Origin of the sequence: Pseudomonas sp. 102515 (assembly GCF_031085165.1) — a bacterium.
Lineage (GTDB): Bacteria > Pseudomonadota > Gammaproteobacteria > Pseudomonadales > Pseudomonadaceae > Chryseomonas.
In genome coordinates this window covers 93957-110714 of sequence record NZ_JAVHTY010000001.1, presented here as the reverse complement: position 1 = coordinate 110714, position 16758 = coordinate 93957, and the positions used below count along the sequence as shown (strand labels likewise).

15 protein-coding genes are annotated in these 16758 nt (G+C 68.5%); 3 read left to right on the top strand and 12 right to left on the bottom strand.

What is annotated here, in order from left to right; all coding sequences use genetic code 11:
• Positions 1–36: 36 nt before the first annotated feature.
• Complete coding sequence (locus RCF34_RS00520) at positions 37–726, top strand: hypothetical protein (RefSeq protein ID WP_308706393.1); 690 nt, start codon at positions 37–39, stop codon at positions 724–726.
• Positions 727–755: 29 nt separating this feature from the next.
• Positions 756–1247 (top strand): Lrp/AsnC family transcriptional regulator, encoded by a 492-nt coding sequence (locus tag RCF34_RS00515; RefSeq protein WP_007161776.1) that lies wholly within the window; start codon positions 756–758, stop codon positions 1245–1247.
• A gap of 52 nt (positions 1248–1299) precedes the next feature.
• Here RCF34_RS00515 and RCF34_RS00510 read toward each other — a convergent pair whose 3' ends face one another.
• Positions 1300–2013, bottom strand: a complete 714-nt coding sequence (locus tag RCF34_RS00510) for a cupin domain-containing protein (protein WP_308706392.1) — start codon at positions 2011–2013, stop codon at positions 1300–1302.
• 230 nt (positions 2014–2243) lie between these two features.
• Here RCF34_RS00510 and RCF34_RS00505 point away from each other — a divergent pair, with 230 nt between their 5' ends.
• Positions 2244–3170 carry a glyoxylate/hydroxypyruvate reductase A gene (locus RCF34_RS00505; RefSeq protein WP_308706391.1) on the top strand — a complete coding sequence of 309 codons (927 nt, stop codon included), beginning with the start codon at positions 2244–2246 and terminating at the stop codon, positions 3168–3170.
• Between the two features lie 15 nt (positions 3171–3185).
• Here the strand turns inward: RCF34_RS00505 and argE are convergent, their stop codons facing one another.
• From argE to RCF34_RS00450, 11 genes are all read right to left on the bottom strand, one after another.
• A complete protein-coding gene (argE, locus tag RCF34_RS00500) occupies positions 3186–4337 on the bottom strand; it encodes an acetylornithine deacetylase (RefSeq protein WP_308706390.1) in 1152 nt (383 codons plus the stop codon).
• On the bottom strand, positions 4334–5491 hold the full coding sequence (locus tag RCF34_RS00495) for an FAD-binding oxidoreductase (RefSeq protein WP_308706389.1): 1158 nt from the start codon (positions 5489–5491) through the stop codon (positions 4334–4336). Before RCF34_RS00495 ends, argE begins: the two co-directional genes overlap by 4 nt.
• Positions 5488–6903 carry an FAD/NAD(P)-binding oxidoreductase gene (locus RCF34_RS00490; RefSeq protein ID WP_308706388.1) on the bottom strand — a complete coding sequence of 472 codons (1416 nt, stop codon included), beginning with the start codon at positions 6901–6903 and terminating at the stop codon, positions 5488–5490. The genes RCF34_RS00495 and RCF34_RS00490 overlap by 4 nt, the downstream gene beginning before the upstream one ends.
• Complete coding sequence (locus RCF34_RS00485; protein WP_308706387.1) at positions 6888–7193, bottom strand: (2Fe-2S)-binding protein; 306 nt, start codon at positions 7191–7193, stop codon at positions 6888–6890. The genes RCF34_RS00490 and RCF34_RS00485 overlap by 16 nt, the downstream gene beginning before the upstream one ends.
• Complete coding sequence (locus RCF34_RS00480; RefSeq protein ID WP_308706386.1) at positions 7190–9034, bottom strand: ABC transporter ATP-binding protein; 1845 nt, start codon at positions 9032–9034, stop codon at positions 7190–7192. Before RCF34_RS00480 ends, RCF34_RS00485 begins: the two co-directional genes overlap by 4 nt.
• A gap of 1 nt (position 9035) precedes the next feature.
• A complete protein-coding gene (locus tag RCF34_RS00475) occupies positions 9036–9938 on the bottom strand; it encodes an ABC transporter permease (RefSeq protein WP_308706385.1) in 903 nt (300 codons plus the stop codon).
• Complete coding sequence (locus tag RCF34_RS00470; RefSeq protein WP_308706384.1) at positions 9935–10891, bottom strand: ABC transporter permease; 957 nt, start codon at positions 10889–10891, stop codon at positions 9935–9937. Before RCF34_RS00470 ends, RCF34_RS00475 begins: the two co-directional genes overlap by 4 nt.
• A 71-nt stretch (positions 10892–10962) precedes the next feature.
• On the bottom strand, positions 10963–12600 hold the full coding sequence (locus RCF34_RS00465; RefSeq protein ID WP_308706383.1) for an ABC transporter substrate-binding protein: 1638 nt from the start codon (positions 12598–12600) through the stop codon (positions 10963–10965).
• Between the two features lie 442 nt (positions 12601–13042).
• A complete protein-coding gene (locus RCF34_RS00460) occupies positions 13043–14335 on the bottom strand; it encodes an FAD-binding oxidoreductase (protein ID WP_308706382.1) in 1293 nt (430 codons plus the stop codon).
• Positions 14336–14362: 27 nt separating this feature from the next.
• Positions 14363–15034: a haloacid dehalogenase type II gene (locus RCF34_RS00455; protein WP_308706381.1), complete on the bottom strand. Its 672-nt coding sequence runs from the start codon at positions 15032–15034 to the stop codon at positions 14363–14365.
• Between the two features lie 204 nt (positions 15035–15238).
• A complete protein-coding gene (locus RCF34_RS00450) occupies positions 15239–16714 on the bottom strand; it encodes an aldehyde dehydrogenase family protein (protein ID WP_308706380.1) in 1476 nt (491 codons plus the stop codon).
• Positions 16715–16758: the final 44 nt, after the last annotated feature.

Sequence of the window (16758 nt, the reverse complement as noted above, 5' to 3'; positions counted from 1 at the left end):
CGGCCCCGCTGTGGCGGCGCCAAGGGGAAACCGACCATGAGAATCACGCGTTACCAGGCCCTAGGCTTTTCCTGCTACGGCACCCTCGTCGACCGCGAAGGGGGCATCCTCGAAGCCCTGCGCCCCCTTGTGGCGCAGGCGGGGCTGAGCACCCATCCCGACTGGCTGCTCGGCAGCTATCACCGCCTCGCCCGCGAGCTACGCCGGGCCGCGCCCAACGCCAGCCAGACCAGTCTGCACCTGCGTATCCACCAGCGTCTGGCGCAGGAGTTGCAGCAGGAAGCCGATCTGGATGCCAGCGTGGCCTTTGGAAACGCCACGACGTGCTGGCCGGTGTTCGAGGATGCGCCGGGCGCGCTGCAGTACCTGAGCAAGTTCTATCGATTGGTGTTGCTGGCCTCGCCCGATGACGGCGACGCCGCGGCGGTCACGGCACGCTTGCCCGAGGTGTTCGCCGCCGTGATCCCCAACCGCGGCGGCGATCTGCGCCTGGCGCTGGACAACACCTTGGAAGAACTGGGCCTGGCGCGCGGGGATCTGCTGCCGGTAAGAGGCAGCGAACCGGACGACCCCTGGAACCCCCTGGTGGATTTTCCGCTGTGTACCTTGCGCCGTGATCGCTCGCGGCCCTGGAACCTTTCGCGGCAGGCCCTGGATGGCACGCGGTGCGAGTACGCGAGTCTCGCCGACCTGGTGCATGCGCATCAGACCGCCCTGCGTGCCTAGCCTGCCGTTCACGACTGCGAGGAACGACGATGGACGCCGCAACAAAACTGGACCGCATCGACATCAACATCCTGGTGCAGCTGCAGAAGGATGGCCGGATGACCAATGTCAGCCTGGCCGAAGCCGTGGGCCTCTCACCCAGTCCCTGCCTGCAGCGGGTCAAGCGCCTGGAGGCGGCCGGCTACATCAGTGGCTACGAGGCGCACGTCAACCTCGCCAAGATCGCCAACTCGGTGACGGTGTTCACCGAGGTCACCCTTTCCGACCACAAGCGCGCCGACTTCGTGAAGTTCGAGTCCTTCATCCGTGGTGTCGACGAGATCCTCGAATGCCACCTCATCAGCGGCGGCTACGACTACCTGCTGCGCTTCATGTGCAGCAGCATCGGCCACTACCAGGAACTGATGGAATCCATCCTCGACCGCAACGTCGGCATCGAGAAGTACTTCAGCTACATCGTCATCAAGTCGCCGGTGGTCAAGAACGCCCTGCCGCTGCGCAGCCTGATCAAGGCGGGTTGACCACCCTCGCCTCTACGCTCCGCCAGCGCCTGGCTGCCGGAGCGCCCTCTTCTCAGCGCAAGATGCAATACAGCTTGCGCACCCGCTCCTGGCTGTCCCAGGCCATGGGCGTTTCCGCGGGCACCAGCACCGCCTCGCCCGCGTTGACCGTGCAGGACGCTTCACCCTCGACCGCGAGGGTCACGGCGCCGGCATAGAGCAGCATCAGCTCGCAATGGGGATTGCTCACCGCCTTGCGCCTGTAGCCCGTGCAATCCCACATGCCGATCCGCAGGGCGCCGCCGCCGCTTTCGAACAGGTCGCAGCCGGTGGCCGTGGGCTCAGGACTGAGCAAGACGCTGGCCGCCGGCGGCGGCGAGGGTTCGCGCGAGGCCGAGGGATCCAGCAGCACGGGTGCCTGGGGCATGGGGCCTTCGCTGGCCCGGCCGGGAAAGGCCATGAACAGGCGCCGCAGCTCGCCGCTGTGACGCCAGCGGCAACTCAGGCCACGCGGCAGGATGAAAGCATCGCCAGCCTTGAGCTGCAGGGCGCCACCCGCCCACTCCAGCTGCACCTCGCCCACTTCGAGAATGCTCACTTCCACCCAGGGAAAGTCATCCAGCTGGCAATCGGCGGAATGGGCGACGGCGCTGCCCATCACATAGCCCAGGCGGCTATCGTGCAGGTGCGGTTCGCGGCCGGCGGCCAGGGGATCATCGTGCAGGGGCTGGAGCGCCCGGGGCAGCTGGCGGTCACCGGGTGGCTGGCAGTAGTGCAGCAAGGGCATGGCGGATCCTCACGTCGAGAGGCGCGGCAGGTGCGCCGCGGACCAGGCCAGTATCGACCGCCAGGGCGCCTGGGTTATCGCGTTTGCGCCCCAGGCCGGCACAGAAGCTGCCGTTTTCCGCTTATGCGGCGCAGTTTCCACCGCACCGCCGATCATGGTGATGACGTGCGGGGTTTCGGGACAAACTACCGCCCCGATACGCCATCCTTGAGCTTTGCCGGAGACCTCCCATGACGCTGCTCTACAAGGCCGATCCCGAACGTGGCCAGGCCTGGCGACACCTGTTCCAGGAACGCGCGCCCGATATCGCCTTTCGCCAATGGCCGGACGTGGGCGATCCCGAAGAGATCCGCTACCTGGCTTGCTGGCAGCCGCCGGAGGACCTCGCCAGCCGTTTTCCCAATCTGGACGTGCTGTTCGCCACCTCGGCCGGGATCGATCAGTTCGACCTGAGCCTGCTGCCTGCCCACTTGCCTGTGGTGCGCATGCTCGATCCCGGTATCGTCGCGGGCATGGTGGAGTACGCGACGCTCATGGTCCTGGCCCTGCATCGCCAGCTGCCGCGCTACCTCGACCAACAAGGCGCGGGGCGCTGGCAGGAACATGCCCTGGTGACGGCGGAGAACAGACGCGTGGGGGTGCTTGGTCTCGGCCAGATCGGCCAGGCAGTGCTGGAGCGACTGAAGAGCTTTGGCTTCGCGCTGTCGGGCTGGTCGCGATCCCCCCGTGAACTGCCAGGGGTGCGCTGTCATGCCGGCCCCGATCAGCTGCCGGCGTTTCTCGCCGACTGCGAAATTCTCATCTGCTTGCTGCCGCTGACCCGGGAGACGCGTGGAATTCTCGATGGCGAACTGTTCGCCGCCCTACCTCGTGGTGCCAGCCTGATCAACCTGGGGCGTGGCGCCCAGCTGGTGGAGGCCGATCTGCTGGCGGCCTTGGACAGCGGTCGGTTGAGCCAGGCGATACTGGATGTGGTGGAACCCGAACCGCCCGCGGCCGACCATCCCTTCTGGCACCATCCGCGCATCTGGCTGACGCCCCACGTGGGCGCCATGACGGTGCCGGAAACGGCGTTCACCGTGCTGCTGGAGAATATCCGGCGCCATCAGCGCGGTGAGCCTATGCGGGGTCTGGTGGATCGCCAGCGGGGCTACTGAACAGACCGGGTGGCCTCAACCCAGGGCCACTCGCAACCGTCCCAGCAAGGCGTCACAGGCGGCGAGCTGGCTCAGCTCGACATACTCGTCCGGCTTGTGCGCCTGCTCGATGCTGCCGGGGCCGCAGACTACCACCGGGGTGTCCAGCCGACTGGCGAAGAGGCCGCCTTCGGTGCCGAAGGCCACCTTGAGCTGAGCGGTGCCCGGCTCGACCAGCGTCTGCAGGAAGCGCACGGCTTCGATGCTGGGGTGCGTATCCAGGCCCGGATAGGCGTTGACCGTCTCGATCTCGATGGCGGCCTTGGCTGAGGTTGGCCGTGCCTCCCTGACCAGGCTGTCCGCCGTCTCCTGCAGCGCGGCGACCAGGCTGGCGGGATCGTCCGCCGGCAGGTGTCGGATCTCGAAGTCCAGGGTGCAGAGGTTGGGCACGATGTTGAGTGCCTTGCCACCCTCGATCCGCCCGACATGCAGGGTGGTATAGGGAAGATCGTAGGCTGCGTCGTGCGCGCCCTCTTCCGCCAGGCGCCGCTGGCTGGCGCGCAGGGCGCCGACCAGGTCGCTGGCCAGGTGGATGGCGTTGACGTGCAGCGGCGCCAACGAGGAATGACCTTCCTGGGCATGGCAGTGGGCGCGTAACGCGGCCTTGCCTTTGTGACCGAGAGCGACCTGCAGGTCCGTGGGTTCGCCGACGATGCAAAGGAAGGGGCGCACCGGAGCCAGCTCCAGTACGTCCAGCAGACGGCGGACCCCGACGCAGCCGATCTCTTCGTCGTGGGACAAGGCCAGTTGCAACGGGCGTTTGAGCGGCGCCCCCCGGGCGGCGGCCAGCAAGGCCACCACCGCGCAGGCGACGAAGCCCTTCATGTCGCAGGCGCCGCGGCCATAGATCCGGCCGTCCTTGAGGGTCCCGTCGAACGGCGGCAGGGTCCAGGCCTGGCCGGCCACGGGCACCACGTCGGTATGCCCGGAGAGCAGCACGCCGGGCACGTCGCTCGGGCCGACGCTGGCGAAGAGATTGGCCTTGCGTCCGCTCTCGTCGAGCACCCGTCGGCAGGCGACGCCGGCGGCTTCCAGCAGACCCTGCACATGCTGGATCAGCGCCAGGTTGGAGTCGGCGGAGACGGTGGGAAAGCCGATCAGGGTGCGCAGCAGGTCCTGGCTGTTCATCCGGCGAGGCTCTCGCTGCGGGGCTGCGCGAAGCGGCCGATGGCGAAGGCCGCCAGCGGCGTCTCGGTACGGCCAGTGGCGATGAGTTCGGCCATGGTGTCACCCACGCCCGGACCGAGCTGGAAGCCGGCGCCGCAGAAGCCGAAGGCGTAGTAGAGGCCGTCCACCTGGCTGCTCGGCCCCATGATCGGCAGGTCGTCGGCGATATAGCCCTCCACCCCACTCCAGGTACGGATCACATTGACCCGGCCCAGGGCCGGCGCCAGGCGCCGCAGCTGGGTGAGCTGATTGAGCAGGCCGTTGGGCTCGGCGCGGGCCAGACGGGTGGCCAGGTCCGGTCGGGTGCGGAAGCAGCCGCCGAAGATCACGTTGCCGCGCGGGATCTGGCGGAAGTAGATGGTTTCGCTCACCAGCGGCGAAGAGACGCCTACCGCCTCCTTGAAGGCATAGGGCAAGGGCTCGGTGACGCCCATCTGCGGTCCGTGGGTCTCGATCGGCACCGGCTCGCCGAACTGGCTCGACAGCCGACTGCCCCAGGCTCCGGCGGTGATCAGCAGCCGCGGCGCCTGATAGCGACGGCCGTCGGCGGCCTGCACCAGGAAGTCGCCATCCGGCTTGATAACCTGGGTGATCTCCACCCCTTCCTGCAGGCTGACGCCCTCGCGTACCGCGGCGCGGGCAAAGGCCGGGGCGGCCAGGCGCGGATTGGCGTGGCCATCGTGGGGCGCGTAGGAGCCGGCCACCACCTCGGGGCCCAGGTAGGGAAACTTCTCGTGCAGGGCCGCACCTTCGAGCACCTGCAGGTCCAGGGCGGCGGTCTCCGGCGCCCGAGCGTACTCGTGCAGCATGGCGATGCGGCCGGGATCGTAGACCACCCGCAGATGGCCGCCGGGGATGAATTCCAGGTCATCACCGATCAACTCGGGCAGGCGACCCCAGAGGCCGCGGGAACGGTTGGACAGCGCCACCTGGGTCAGGTAGCGGCCCTGGCGGCGGACGTTACCGAAATTGGTGCCGCTGGCGAAGCGCCCGACCTGGTCGCGCTCCAGCAGGAGCACCGACAGGCCACGGCGGCGCAGGAAGAAGGCGCTCGCGCTGCCCATGATGCCGGCGCCGACGACGATGACGTCCGCGCGGTTGGCGGTCTGGTTCATGACGAAAGCTCCTCTTCGCTGGTGACGATGCCCAGCGGCAATGGGCGGACCGGTGCCTGGCCGCGCAGGCGGCCGACGGCCTCCGCCGGCACCCCGGATTCGGCGGCGACGATCTCGGCGCCGGCCTGGGCGCAATAGCGACCCTGGCAGCGACCCATGCCGACCCGGCTGAAGGCCTTGGCCCGGTTGGCTTCCTGGGCGCCCTTCTCGCGCACCACGGCGCGCAGTTCGCCGGCGGTGATGCCTTCGCAGCGGCAGACCACCGCGGTGTCCGGCAGGCTGGCCATCTGTTTCGCGGGCCAGGGAAAGGCCTCGGCCAGGCCCAGGCGGAAGCGCTCCTGGACCGTCAGCGCCTCGCGGCAGCGCTCGGCGAGGCCATTGGGCGGTGTGCGGCCGAGATCGGCCAGGACCGCGCAGGCGGCCAGTTGCCCGGCCAGCTCGGCCCCGTCGGCGCCCCGTACCCGGGCACCATCGCCCGCGGCATAGACCCCTGGCGTGGAGGTGCGACCGTCGGCATCCAGTTGCAGCACCCACTGGCCGGTCGCCCGCTCGAATTCGAAGGCGCAGCGGGCCAGGTCGCCCAGCTGGGTTTCCGGTCGCAGGTGATACCCCAGGCCCACGGCGTCGCCCGCCACCTCCTGACGCAGGCCACGCGCATCGGCGAAGGCCGCGCCGCGCACGCCCTGCTCGGCATCGCCGAGGATCTCCAGTGGGGTAACGCCAAAGTGCAACGGCACCCCGGCGTGCTTGAGCGAGGCCATGAGTTGCACGCCCTTCCAGGCCACGCCCGGGCGGGCCAGCAGCTTGGGCGTGGCCTGGGCGCGCAGGCGCAGCGGCGCGGTGTCGAGCACCGCCGCCACCGTGGCGCCGGCCTGCTGGTATTGGGCGGCGACCAGGTAGAGCAAGGGGCCGCTGCCAAGAAAGATCACTCGCCGGCCAATGGACACCGCCTGCGCCTTGAGGGCGATCTGGGCGCCGCCCAGGGTATAGGTGCCGGCCAGATTCCAGCCCGATACCGGCAGCAGGCGGTCGCTCGCGCCGGTGCAGAGCACCAGGGCATCGAACTCCAGGGTGCGCTGGCGGTTGCCCTGCACCGTGTAGAGGGTGCGCTCGTGCAGGTGCCAGGCCAGGGTGTCGGGGCGGTAGTCGAGGCGCCCGCGCAGGCCGTCGAAGGTGCGGTGCAGGCTTTCGGCCTTGCTTGCCTCGCTGCCATAGAGGGTGGCATAGGGACGCTGGAAACCCTCGGGCTGGCGGCGATAGATCTGGCCGCCGTCGCGGCGATTCTCATCGATCACCACCGGGGTGATGCCGGCAGCCAGCAGGGTTTCCGCGCAGCGCACGCCCGCCGGACCAGCCCCGACGATGACCACCCGTGGCGCGTTCGCGCTCGCTTTCGCTAGGCCCGATTCCATACCGCCTCCGGTTGCGTGGTGAGGATCTGCAAGCCTTCGCGGACCTCGGTGCCGCAGGCGCGCAGGCGTTCGCCCGCGGTGGTCCAGACCCAGCAATCCTGGCAGGCGCCCATCAGGCAGAAGCCGGCGCGACGCTCGTCGCCGAATTCGGAACGGCGCAACGCCGGGCCGTTGGCGAGCAAGGCGACCATCAGTGTGTCGCCGGCCAGCGCCGTGACCGGTAGGCCGTCGACACTGAGGCTGACCTGCGGCCGGCCGGTCTCGCCGAGTCGCTGGAAGCGGGAAGTCATGCGCGAACTCCTTGGGTGTGCAGCACGGCACCGCCCTGCAGGCGCTGCAGGGTCTCGCCGTCATGATGACAGAGGATGCGGTTGCCCCCGGCCAGGGTCTGGGGCCTCGGCGGCACGCGGTCGCAACGGCCTTCGAGACGCACCGGGCAGCGTTGCAGGAAGCTGCAGAGCCGACCGCTGGCGGGCGGTGACGAGACCAGAGGGACCGCCGTGCGGATGGGTTGCTCCTCCAGCCAGCCCTGGCGCAGCGCCGGCACCGAGGCGGTGAGCAATTCGGTGTAGGGATGGAGCGTCGGATGCTGCAGCGTGGTCGGGGTGCCCAGCTCCACCGGCTGGCCGGCATAGAGCACCAGCACCTCGTCGCAGAGGCTGCGCACCGTGGAGATGTCGTGGCTGATGAACAGATAGGCCAGCCCCAGTTCGCGACGCAATTCGGCGAGCAGATCGAGGATGGCGGCGCCGACCACGGTATCCAGTGCCGAGGTGACTTCGTCGCAGAGGATCAGCGCGGGTTCTGCGGCCAGCGCCCGGGCCAGGTTGACCCGCTGCTTCTGGCCACCGGACAGCTCCCCCGGACGGCGGCTGGCGAGGCTGGCCGGCAGCTGCACCCGGTCGAGCAATTCGCGGACCTTGCGCTGGCGGGTGGCCTTGTCGAAGGCGTGATAGGTCTCCAGCGGGCGCATGAGGATGCGTTCCACGCTGTGGGCCGGATTGAGCGCCGTGTCGGCATTCTGGTAGACCAGCTGCACCCGGCGGAACTGTTCGCGGGTGCGGCCTTCCAGACCCGGCGGCAGCAGTTCGCCACCCAGGCGCACGCTGCCCTGGGCCGGCGGCAGCAGGCCGGCGATCACCCGCGCCAGGGTCGATTTGCCCGAGCCGGATTCGCCGATCACGCCCAGGGCCTGGCCGGCGCCGATGCGCAGGTCGATGCCCTCCAGCACCCGGTAGCGCGGCAGGCCGTCGGCGCCGATGGGGCCATAGCCGGCCACCAGATCCTTGACCTCCAGCACCGGCGCCGTGGTCTCCACGGTGGGCAGCCCACGTTCCGCCAGGGGCTCCGGCCGGGCCGCCGCCAGCAGGCTGCGGGTATAGGGATGGCGGGCATTGGCGAGCAGGCGCTCGGTGCGGCGATTCTCGTAGACCTCGCCGCCATTGAGTACCAGGATGCGATCGGCCATCTGGGCCACCACGGCCAGGTCGTGGGAGACGTAGATGGCGGTCACGCCCCGCTCGCGCACCACCTGCTTGAACACCCGCAGCACCTCGATCTGGGTGGTGACGTCCAACGCCGTGGTGGGTTCGTCGAGGATCACCAGGGTCGGATCGGTGATCAGCGCCATGGCCGCCATCAGCCGCTGCAACTGGCCACCCGAGACCTGGTGCGGATAGCGCTGGCCGATGTGTTCGGGATCCGGCAGCGCCAGCTCCTTGAACAGCTGCAGCGCCCGCGCCTCGGCGTCCCGGCGGGTCAGCACGCCATGGATCAGGGCGCTTTCGATGATCTGTTCCATCAGCCGCCGCGACGGATTGAAGGCCGCCGCCGCGCTCTGGGCGATGTAGGCCACGGTGCGGCCACGCAGGCGGCGCAGGCCACCGGCGTCCAGCTCCAGCACCTGGGTGTCGCCGACGCGGATGGAGCCGCCGGCCAGCCGGCAGCCTTCACGGGCATAGCCGAGCAGCGACAGGGCGATGGTGGTCTTGCCCGAGCCGGATTCACCGATCAGCGCCAGCACCTCGCCCTTGGCCAGGTTGAAGCCGATGTCCTTGACGATGGCGGTTTCGCTGCCGTCGTCGCCTTGGGCGACCACGCGCAGGTCCTTGACCTCTACCAGTAATTCCATCTCAGCGCCCTCCCCGGCGTCGCGCGCCGAAACGGTCGATGAGCAGGTTGACGCCCACGGTCAGGGTGCCGATGGCCAGGGCCGGCATCAGCACCGCCGGGGCGCCGTCGGCCAGACCGCCGATGTTTTCCCGGACCAGGGAGCCGAGGTCGGCATTCGGCGGTTGCACGCCGAGACCGAGAAAGCTCATGCCGCTGAGCAGCAGCACGATGTAGACGAATCTCAGGCCCAGGTCGGTGAGCAGCGGCAGGCGCATGTTGGGCAGCATCTCCCGCAGGGCGATGTACAGCCGGCCTTCGCCACGGGTGCGGGCGACCTGCACGTACTCCAGCTCGATGAGGTTCATCGCCAGGCTGCGGGCGATGCGGTAGCAGCCGGGGGCATAGCCCACCACCGCCATGACGATCAGCAACGGCACCGAGGAGCCGAAGGCCGAGACCATCACCAGCGCCAGCATCTTGCTCGGCAGCGAGATCAGCGCATCGATCAGCCGCGACAGCGGCTCGTCCACCCAGCGCCCGGACAGCGCCGCCAGCAGACCGAGGCCGGTGCCCAGCACGCAGGCCAGCACCGCCGCCACCAGCGCCAGACCCACGGTAAAGCGGGCGCCGTCGAGGATGCGGCTGAGCACGTCGCGGCCCAGGTAGTCGGTGCCCAGCAGGTGTGCTGGGCTATAGCTGGCCAGCACCGCGCTGTCGCCCAAAGCGCCCGGGTCATAGGGCGCCAGCCAGACGCCGAACAGGGCGATGAACAGCCAGAAGGCCACCAGGACGCCGCCGAGGATGGCGGTCAGCGACCAGCGGGCCGGTCGCCGGGTACGGGGGGGTGACAACTGGGCGTCGAGGGTCTTGCCATCCACCGGCAGGACGGACGCGGCACGTACGGGAGTCACGGGTCGGGTCATAGCGTTCTCAGCCTCGGATTGGACAGGATGGCGCAGAGATCCGCCAGGGTCATGAGGACCAGGTAGGCGCAGCAGAACAGCATGGCGCAGGCCTGGATCAGCGGCAGGTCGCGGCTGGCGACCCCGTCCACCATCAGCTGGGCGATGCCCGGGTAGTTGAAGATGGTCTCGACGATCACCACCCCACCCATCAGGTAGGAAAGACTCAGGGCGATGGAATTGGCGATCGGACCCACGGCATTGGGCAAGGCATGGCGCAGGACGGCGCGCACCGGGCCGACGCCCTTGAGCCGCGCCATTTCCACATAGGGACTCTGCAACTGCTCGACCAGGGCGGCACGGGTCATCCGCGCCATCTGCGCCACGATCACGCAGCACAGGGTGCCTACTGGCAGCGCATAGGCGCGCAGGAAGTCCAGGGGGCCGTCGATGTCATGGGCGAACGCCAGCGCCGAGGTCCACTGCAGATGCACGGCGAAGACCAGCACCGCCAGGGTCGCCACCAGGAATTCCGGCACCGCGACGATACCCAGGGTGAAGACGTTGAGGGCACGATCCAGCCGCCCCCCGGCGTTCATCGCCGAGACGATGCCCAGGCCCAGCGCCAGGGGTACCGACACCAGGGCGGTGACCCCGGCCAGCATCAGGGAGCCGCCGAGCCGATCGCCGATCATGGCGGAGATCGGCATCTGGTTGGCCAGCGACTGGCCGAGATCGCCGTGCAGAAGGCCGCTCAGCCAGTGGACGTAGCGCAGCAACGCGGGCTGGTCGAGACCCATCTGGGCGCGCAGCGCCGCGACCTGCTCGGGCAGCGCGAATTGGCCCAGCGCCTGCTGCGCGGCATCGCCCGGCAGCAGCGCGGAGACGAAGAACACCAGCAACGAGACGATGAGCAGGGTCAGTAACCCGCCCCCGAGACGTCTGGCGATGAGGGAAAAGACGGAAAGGTCCAAAGCCACCTCCTGCTTGAGCGTGGAGTGGCGAGCCGGTCGCTGCGGAGCGACTCGCCGTGAGGCACCGGGCGTCAGGCCTCCAGCCAGACGTGTTCGGCGAACATGTAACCCATGAAGCCGCCGATGGGGATGATCCCGTAGCCGCCGAGCTTGGGCGAATGGGCATCGATGGAACTGGTGAAGATCGGCAGGCCGATGCCGCAATGCTGGTGGATCAGCAGCTGCATGTCGGCGTACATCTGCTTGCGCTTGGCTAGATCGGTCTCGCCGCGGGAAGCCACCAGCAACTGGTCGAACTGTTCGTTCTTCCAGCCGGATTCGTTCCAGGGCGCATCGGACTTGAAGAACTGCGACAGCAGGATGTTGGCCGTGGGCCGGGCGTTGATGTTGCCGAAGCCCAGCGGGTCCTTCATCCAGTGGCTGTCCCAGTAACCGTCGGCACTGACTCGATTGACCATCAGGTTGAGCCCGGCCTGCCGCGCGGACTGCTGCAGCACCAGGGCCATCTCGTTGGCGTTGTCGGCGGCGGTGGAGGTCACCAGCGGCATCCGCGCGCCGGCGATCCCGGCCTTCTGGAAGAGGAACTTGGCCTTGTCCGGATCGTAGGGCCGCTGCGGCAGATCCGCCGCGTGATAGGGTGTGCCCGGCATGATCGGCTGGTCGTTGCCGATGGTGCCGTAGCCGAGGAAGACCGACTTGAGGATCTGCTCGCGATCGAACAGCAGCTTCATGCCCTCGACCACATTGGGATCGTTGAACGGCCGGTTGGGAATGCGCATGATCAGGTCGGTGTAGCCACCCGAGGTGTTGGCCACCACCTTGAGCTTGCCGCTCTGCTTGAGGCGGTCGGCGGAACGCGGATCCACCGACACGGTGAGCTGGACGTCGCCCGCCAGCAGCGCATTGACCCGCGAAGGCTCGTCGCCGATGCCGATCAGCTCGATCTCGTCCAGATAGGGCTTGCCGGACTTCCAGTAGTTTTCGTTGCGTACGCCCACGGTGCGCACGCCCGGCTTGAATTCCTTGACCTTGAAGGGGCCGGTGCCGTTGGCGGTGGAGAAATCCTTGGTGCCATCGGCGATGATCAGGAACGGCGAGATGGCCAGCACCGCGGGCAGTTCGGAGTTCGGCGACACCAGGCGGACACGCACCTCATCGGGTGCCACCGCGGTGACCTCGGCGAACTGATCGGCCAAGGCCTTGACCTTGGAACCCACCGCCGGGTCCTTGTGGCGTAGCAGCGAGTAGACGACGTCGGCGCTGTCGAAGGTCTTACCGTTGTGGAACTGCACACCCTGGCGCAGCTTGATCGTCCAGGTCAGGGCGTCCTGGGTGTCGAAACGGGTGGCCAGGGCCATCTGGGGTTCCAGATGGCTGTCGAAGACGGTCAGGCCGTTGTAGAAGAAATATTGCCGGGCATAGTCGCCAGAGAACGAGCCCTTGGCCGGATCGAGGGTATCGGCAGTGGACGAACCGGCTGCTGCGGCCCGCACCCGGCCGCCACGACGCGGGGTGCCGGTGACCGCATCTTCTGCGGCGAACGCCTGACCCTCACGAGCCAGCAGACTGCCCACCCCGGTCGCCAGCACCCCGGCGGCGCCCAGCAGGCGCAGCGCGTCGCGCCGCGACAGCCCCCGATGCAGGGCCTCGAAGGCCCGAACGCTTTCAGCAGCTCCTATCAAGGGACTTCCAGTCTTTTTCTCGGTCATGTCGGCTCGCTCAGTGGGGGCTCGGTCACCAGCCCGCACACCCCTCCCCGGGCGCACGGCGCTGTCCTCTTGGCCGCCTTGTCATGCGGCCTGGTTCATTACAGCACCGCCCCCTCGCCGATTACCGTCGAATTGCGCCTGCGGCGAGACAGAAAAGACCGTTTTGACCAAGCCGCTCAGCATTGTTTGCGGTGTGCGTCGCGACGGCGCATCGGCGCCCGCGATGCCCGCCTTTGGCGCGCTGGCGCGGCGTTTCGCTTGGGTTGGCGGAGCGCGGTGCGGGCCGCGACGAGAGGCTGGATGGCCACGAAACGCCCGCGGCGGCGGCAGGTTCTGCGCAGCCGCAACGGTCATGTCGCGGCACGGCCGTGCAGAAACGAAAAAACCGCCCGCGCACGCACTGCGCTTGGCAGGGGCTGGGCGGCGGTTGCTGGAGCGAAAGCTAGTGCAGGCGATCCTGGATCCGGTAATAGAGTCCCACCAGTGGCAGGAACCAGGGCTTGCCGAAGTGGCCGGGAATGGCGGGCCAGTCCAGCACCCGCCAGGGATTGGCCTGGCCGCGGCCTTCCAGCACCTCGGCCATCACCCGCCCCATGTGCACCGACATCTGCACGCCATGGCCGCTGTAGCCCATGGCGTAGAACAGGCCATCCTGCTCGCCGGCCCGGGGCAGGCGGTCGGCGGTCATGTCCACCAGGCCGCCCCAGCAATGGTCGATGGGCGTCTGGGCCAGGCTGGGAAACAGCTGGCCCAGGGCGTTGCGCAGCACGGCGCCACTCTTGGCGTCCTGGCGCGGATCGGACAGGGCGAAACGCGCCCGCCCGCCGAAGATCAGCCGGTGATCCGGTGTGGTGCGGAAATAGTTGCCGATGATGCGGCTGGTGACATAGGTGCGCCGATTGGGCAGCAGTTCGTCCAGCTGCGCCTTGGGCAAAGGCGCGGTGGCGATGATGAAGCTGCCCACCGAGGCGATGCGGCGGCGAAACCACTGGAAGGGGCCGACGCTGGCGTTGCCCGTGGCTACCAGCACCTGGCGGGCGCGCAGCTCGCCCTTGGCGCTGACCACCCGAAAGCTGCCATCGGGCAGACGTTGCAGATCGCTCACGGCTGCGCCTTCGTACACCTGGGCGCCACGCCGCACCGCCGCTTCCGCCAGTCCCACGCCGAAGCGCCCCATGTGCATTTGGGCACCGTTATGCTGCAGCAGACCCCCATGGAAATCATCGGACGCTACCTCGACCCGTACCTGGGTGGCACTGAGCAACTCGACCTGCGGGTCCACCTCCTGGCGGATCAGTTCGCAGGTGCGCGCGAGGTTGTCATAGTGCTGCGGCTTGGCCGCCAGCTTGAGCTTGCCGGCCTTGTGGAAGTCGCAGGCGATGCCCTCTTCGGCGATCACCGCCTCGACGCTGGCCACCGCGTCGGCATAGGCCTGGTAGAACGCCCGGGCCTTTTCCGCGCCCAGGCTGGCGTGCAGGGCCGCGTAGTCCTGGGCGACGCCGGTGTTGCAGTGTCCGCCGTTGCGTCCGGAGGCTTCGCCGATCACCCGTCCGGCCTCCAGCACCGCCACGCTGGCACCGCGCCGGCGCAGGGCCACCGCCGCCGAGAGCCCGGTGAAGCCGCCGCCGATGACGGCGACATCCACCTCCCCCGCCACCGGCCCGGGGGTGGACCCGGTAAAGCCCGGCGCGGTCGCGAGCCAGTAGGAATCGGACGATGCTGGGCCAAGACTCATGGGTGGGCGCTCCGGCGGCTCAGGGGGTTATTCGAGACCGACGACCGCGGCCAGGCCGCCGATGTCCTTGATCTCGGTGTTGCGGTAGAACGGCGTGCTCGGCTCATGGCCGCGATTCACGAACACCTTGTTCTTGATGTTCATGTAGTCGGCCGGAATGAGGTCGTAGCGAAAGCTCGACGACACGTGCAGCACGTCTTCCGGACCGCAGCCGAGGTTGTCCAGCATGTATTCGAAAGCCTGCAGACGCGGCTTGTAGGCCTGGCCCTGCTCGGCGGTGAAGACGCGGTGGAAGGGCACGCCCAGCTTGTCGACGTTGGCCATGATCTGCTCGTCGGCGGCGTTGGAATAGATCACCAGCGGGATCTTGTCGGCGATCTTGGCCAGGCCCGCGGTCACGTCCGGATGCGGCCCCCAGCTCGGCACCGCCTCGTAGTAGGCGTTGGCCTCGGCGTCGGTGAAGGAGATGCCCCAGCGCTTGCAGGTACGCTCCACCGCCGAATACAGCACCTCCGAATAGGGTTTCCAGGCGCCGAGCACCTCGTCGAAGCGATAGCCGTTGAAGTCCTTGCAGAACTGGTCCATCGCCTCGGCCGGAATGCGGTCGGCGAACATCTCGCGGGCCATGTCGGACATGCGGAAACGGGTCAGGGTGCCGTAGCAGTCGAAGGTGATGTACTTGGGCCGAAAGGCGGTCATGGCAAGGGTCCTTTGACGGGAAGACGTGAGTATGAGGCCGGGCCGCCGGTGGCGTCCCTGGCAAGCATTACAGCATCGGCGGGCCTGACAGTTGTCCGCTTTCAGGCGCCGCGGGAGACAGAAAAAACCGTTTTAGCGGTGAAGCCCAGCATTGTTTGCGGCTGCTCAGGCTTTGGCTGAAAAGTGCCTGCGCTCGGCCATGCCTCAGGAATGCCCCAGATCGATCAGCACGCTCTTGCTGCGTAGGGTCGCCTCATAGGCGGCGCGGCCCAGGTCCTTGCCGATGCCGGAACGCTTGTAGCCGCCGGTGGGGATGATCCAGTCGTGGCTGCGGCCATAGCGATTGACCCAGACGGTACCGGCTTCCAGCGCTCGCGTCAGGCGCAACGCCCGGCCGAGGTCGGCGGTGTGCACCCCGGCCGCCAGGCCATAGGTGGGGTGGTCGGCCAGAGCCAGGGCCTCGGCTTCATCGTCGAACACCTGCACGGTCAGCACGGGGCCGAAGATCTCTTCGCGAACCGCGGGATTATCGGCGTCGACCCCGGTGATCAGCGTGGGCTGATAGTAAGCACCGCCCAGGCCCTCCTCCAGGGCGCCACCGACCAGGATCTCCGCGCCGGCCCCCCGGCTGCGGGAGACGATGTCCTGGATGCGCTGGCCCTGGCGGTGGGAAATGATCGGCGCCAGTGTCGCCGCCGCCGACCAGGTCGGCCCCGGACGCAAGGCGGTGAAGGCCGCGCGGATGCCCTCCAGCATGGGCTCAAGGGCAGCACGCTGGACCAGCAGCCGCGAACCCGAGACGCACACCTGACCGGCATTGCCGGTGATGGCGGCGGCCACGCTGCGGGCGGTCCGCGCCAGATCCGGGGCGTCGGCGAACACCAGCTGCGGACTCTTGCCGCCCAGTTCCAGGGTCACCGGCTTGGGCCCGCTCTCGGCGCAGGCGGTCATGATGGCGGTGCCGGTCCCGGTGGAGCCGGTAAAGGTGACCTTGCCGATGCGCGGATGGCGGCACAGGGCGTCGCCGGTGGTCCGGCCATCGCCCTGGACCACGCTGAGGATGCCGGCCGGCAGGCCCGCCAGGCCCGCCAGCTCCGCCAGGCGCAGGATGGAGAACGGCGTCAGCTCCGACGGCTTGATCACCACCGCATTGCCGGCGGCGAGCGCCGGCGCCATCTTCCAGCCGGCCATGCTCAGCGGGAAATTCCAGGGGGCGATGGCGCCCACCACGCCATAGGGCTCGGTGATCTGCAGGCCCAGGTGGCTGGTGGCGGTGGCCGCCACCTCACCGCCGTGCTTGTCGGCGAATTCAGCGAAGAAGCGGATGCCCTCGGCGACATAGGGGATGTCCCAGGCCAGCACTTCGCGCAGCGGACGGGTCGAACCCACGGCTTCCAGCGGCCCGAGGATCTCGCCATCCGCCTCCACCAGATCGGCCCAGCGGCGCATCACCCGTGCCCGCTCGCGCGGCGGCCGGCTGGCCCAGTCGCTGGCCTTCCAGGCGCGCCAGGTGCCCTCCACCACCTCGTCCACCAGGTCCGCCGAGGCGCATGGCAACCCGCTCTGGAAACCGCCATCGGAAGGCCGGAACACCTCCAGTTCGGCCCGGGCGTCGCAAGGGCGACCTCCGAGGAAATGGGCACAACGAACCGCAATTGCTCTGGGGTCGAACGAGGCCATGGCGCGCTCCGCTAGGGCTGTGGGCTTGGCCTCCATGCTAGGCG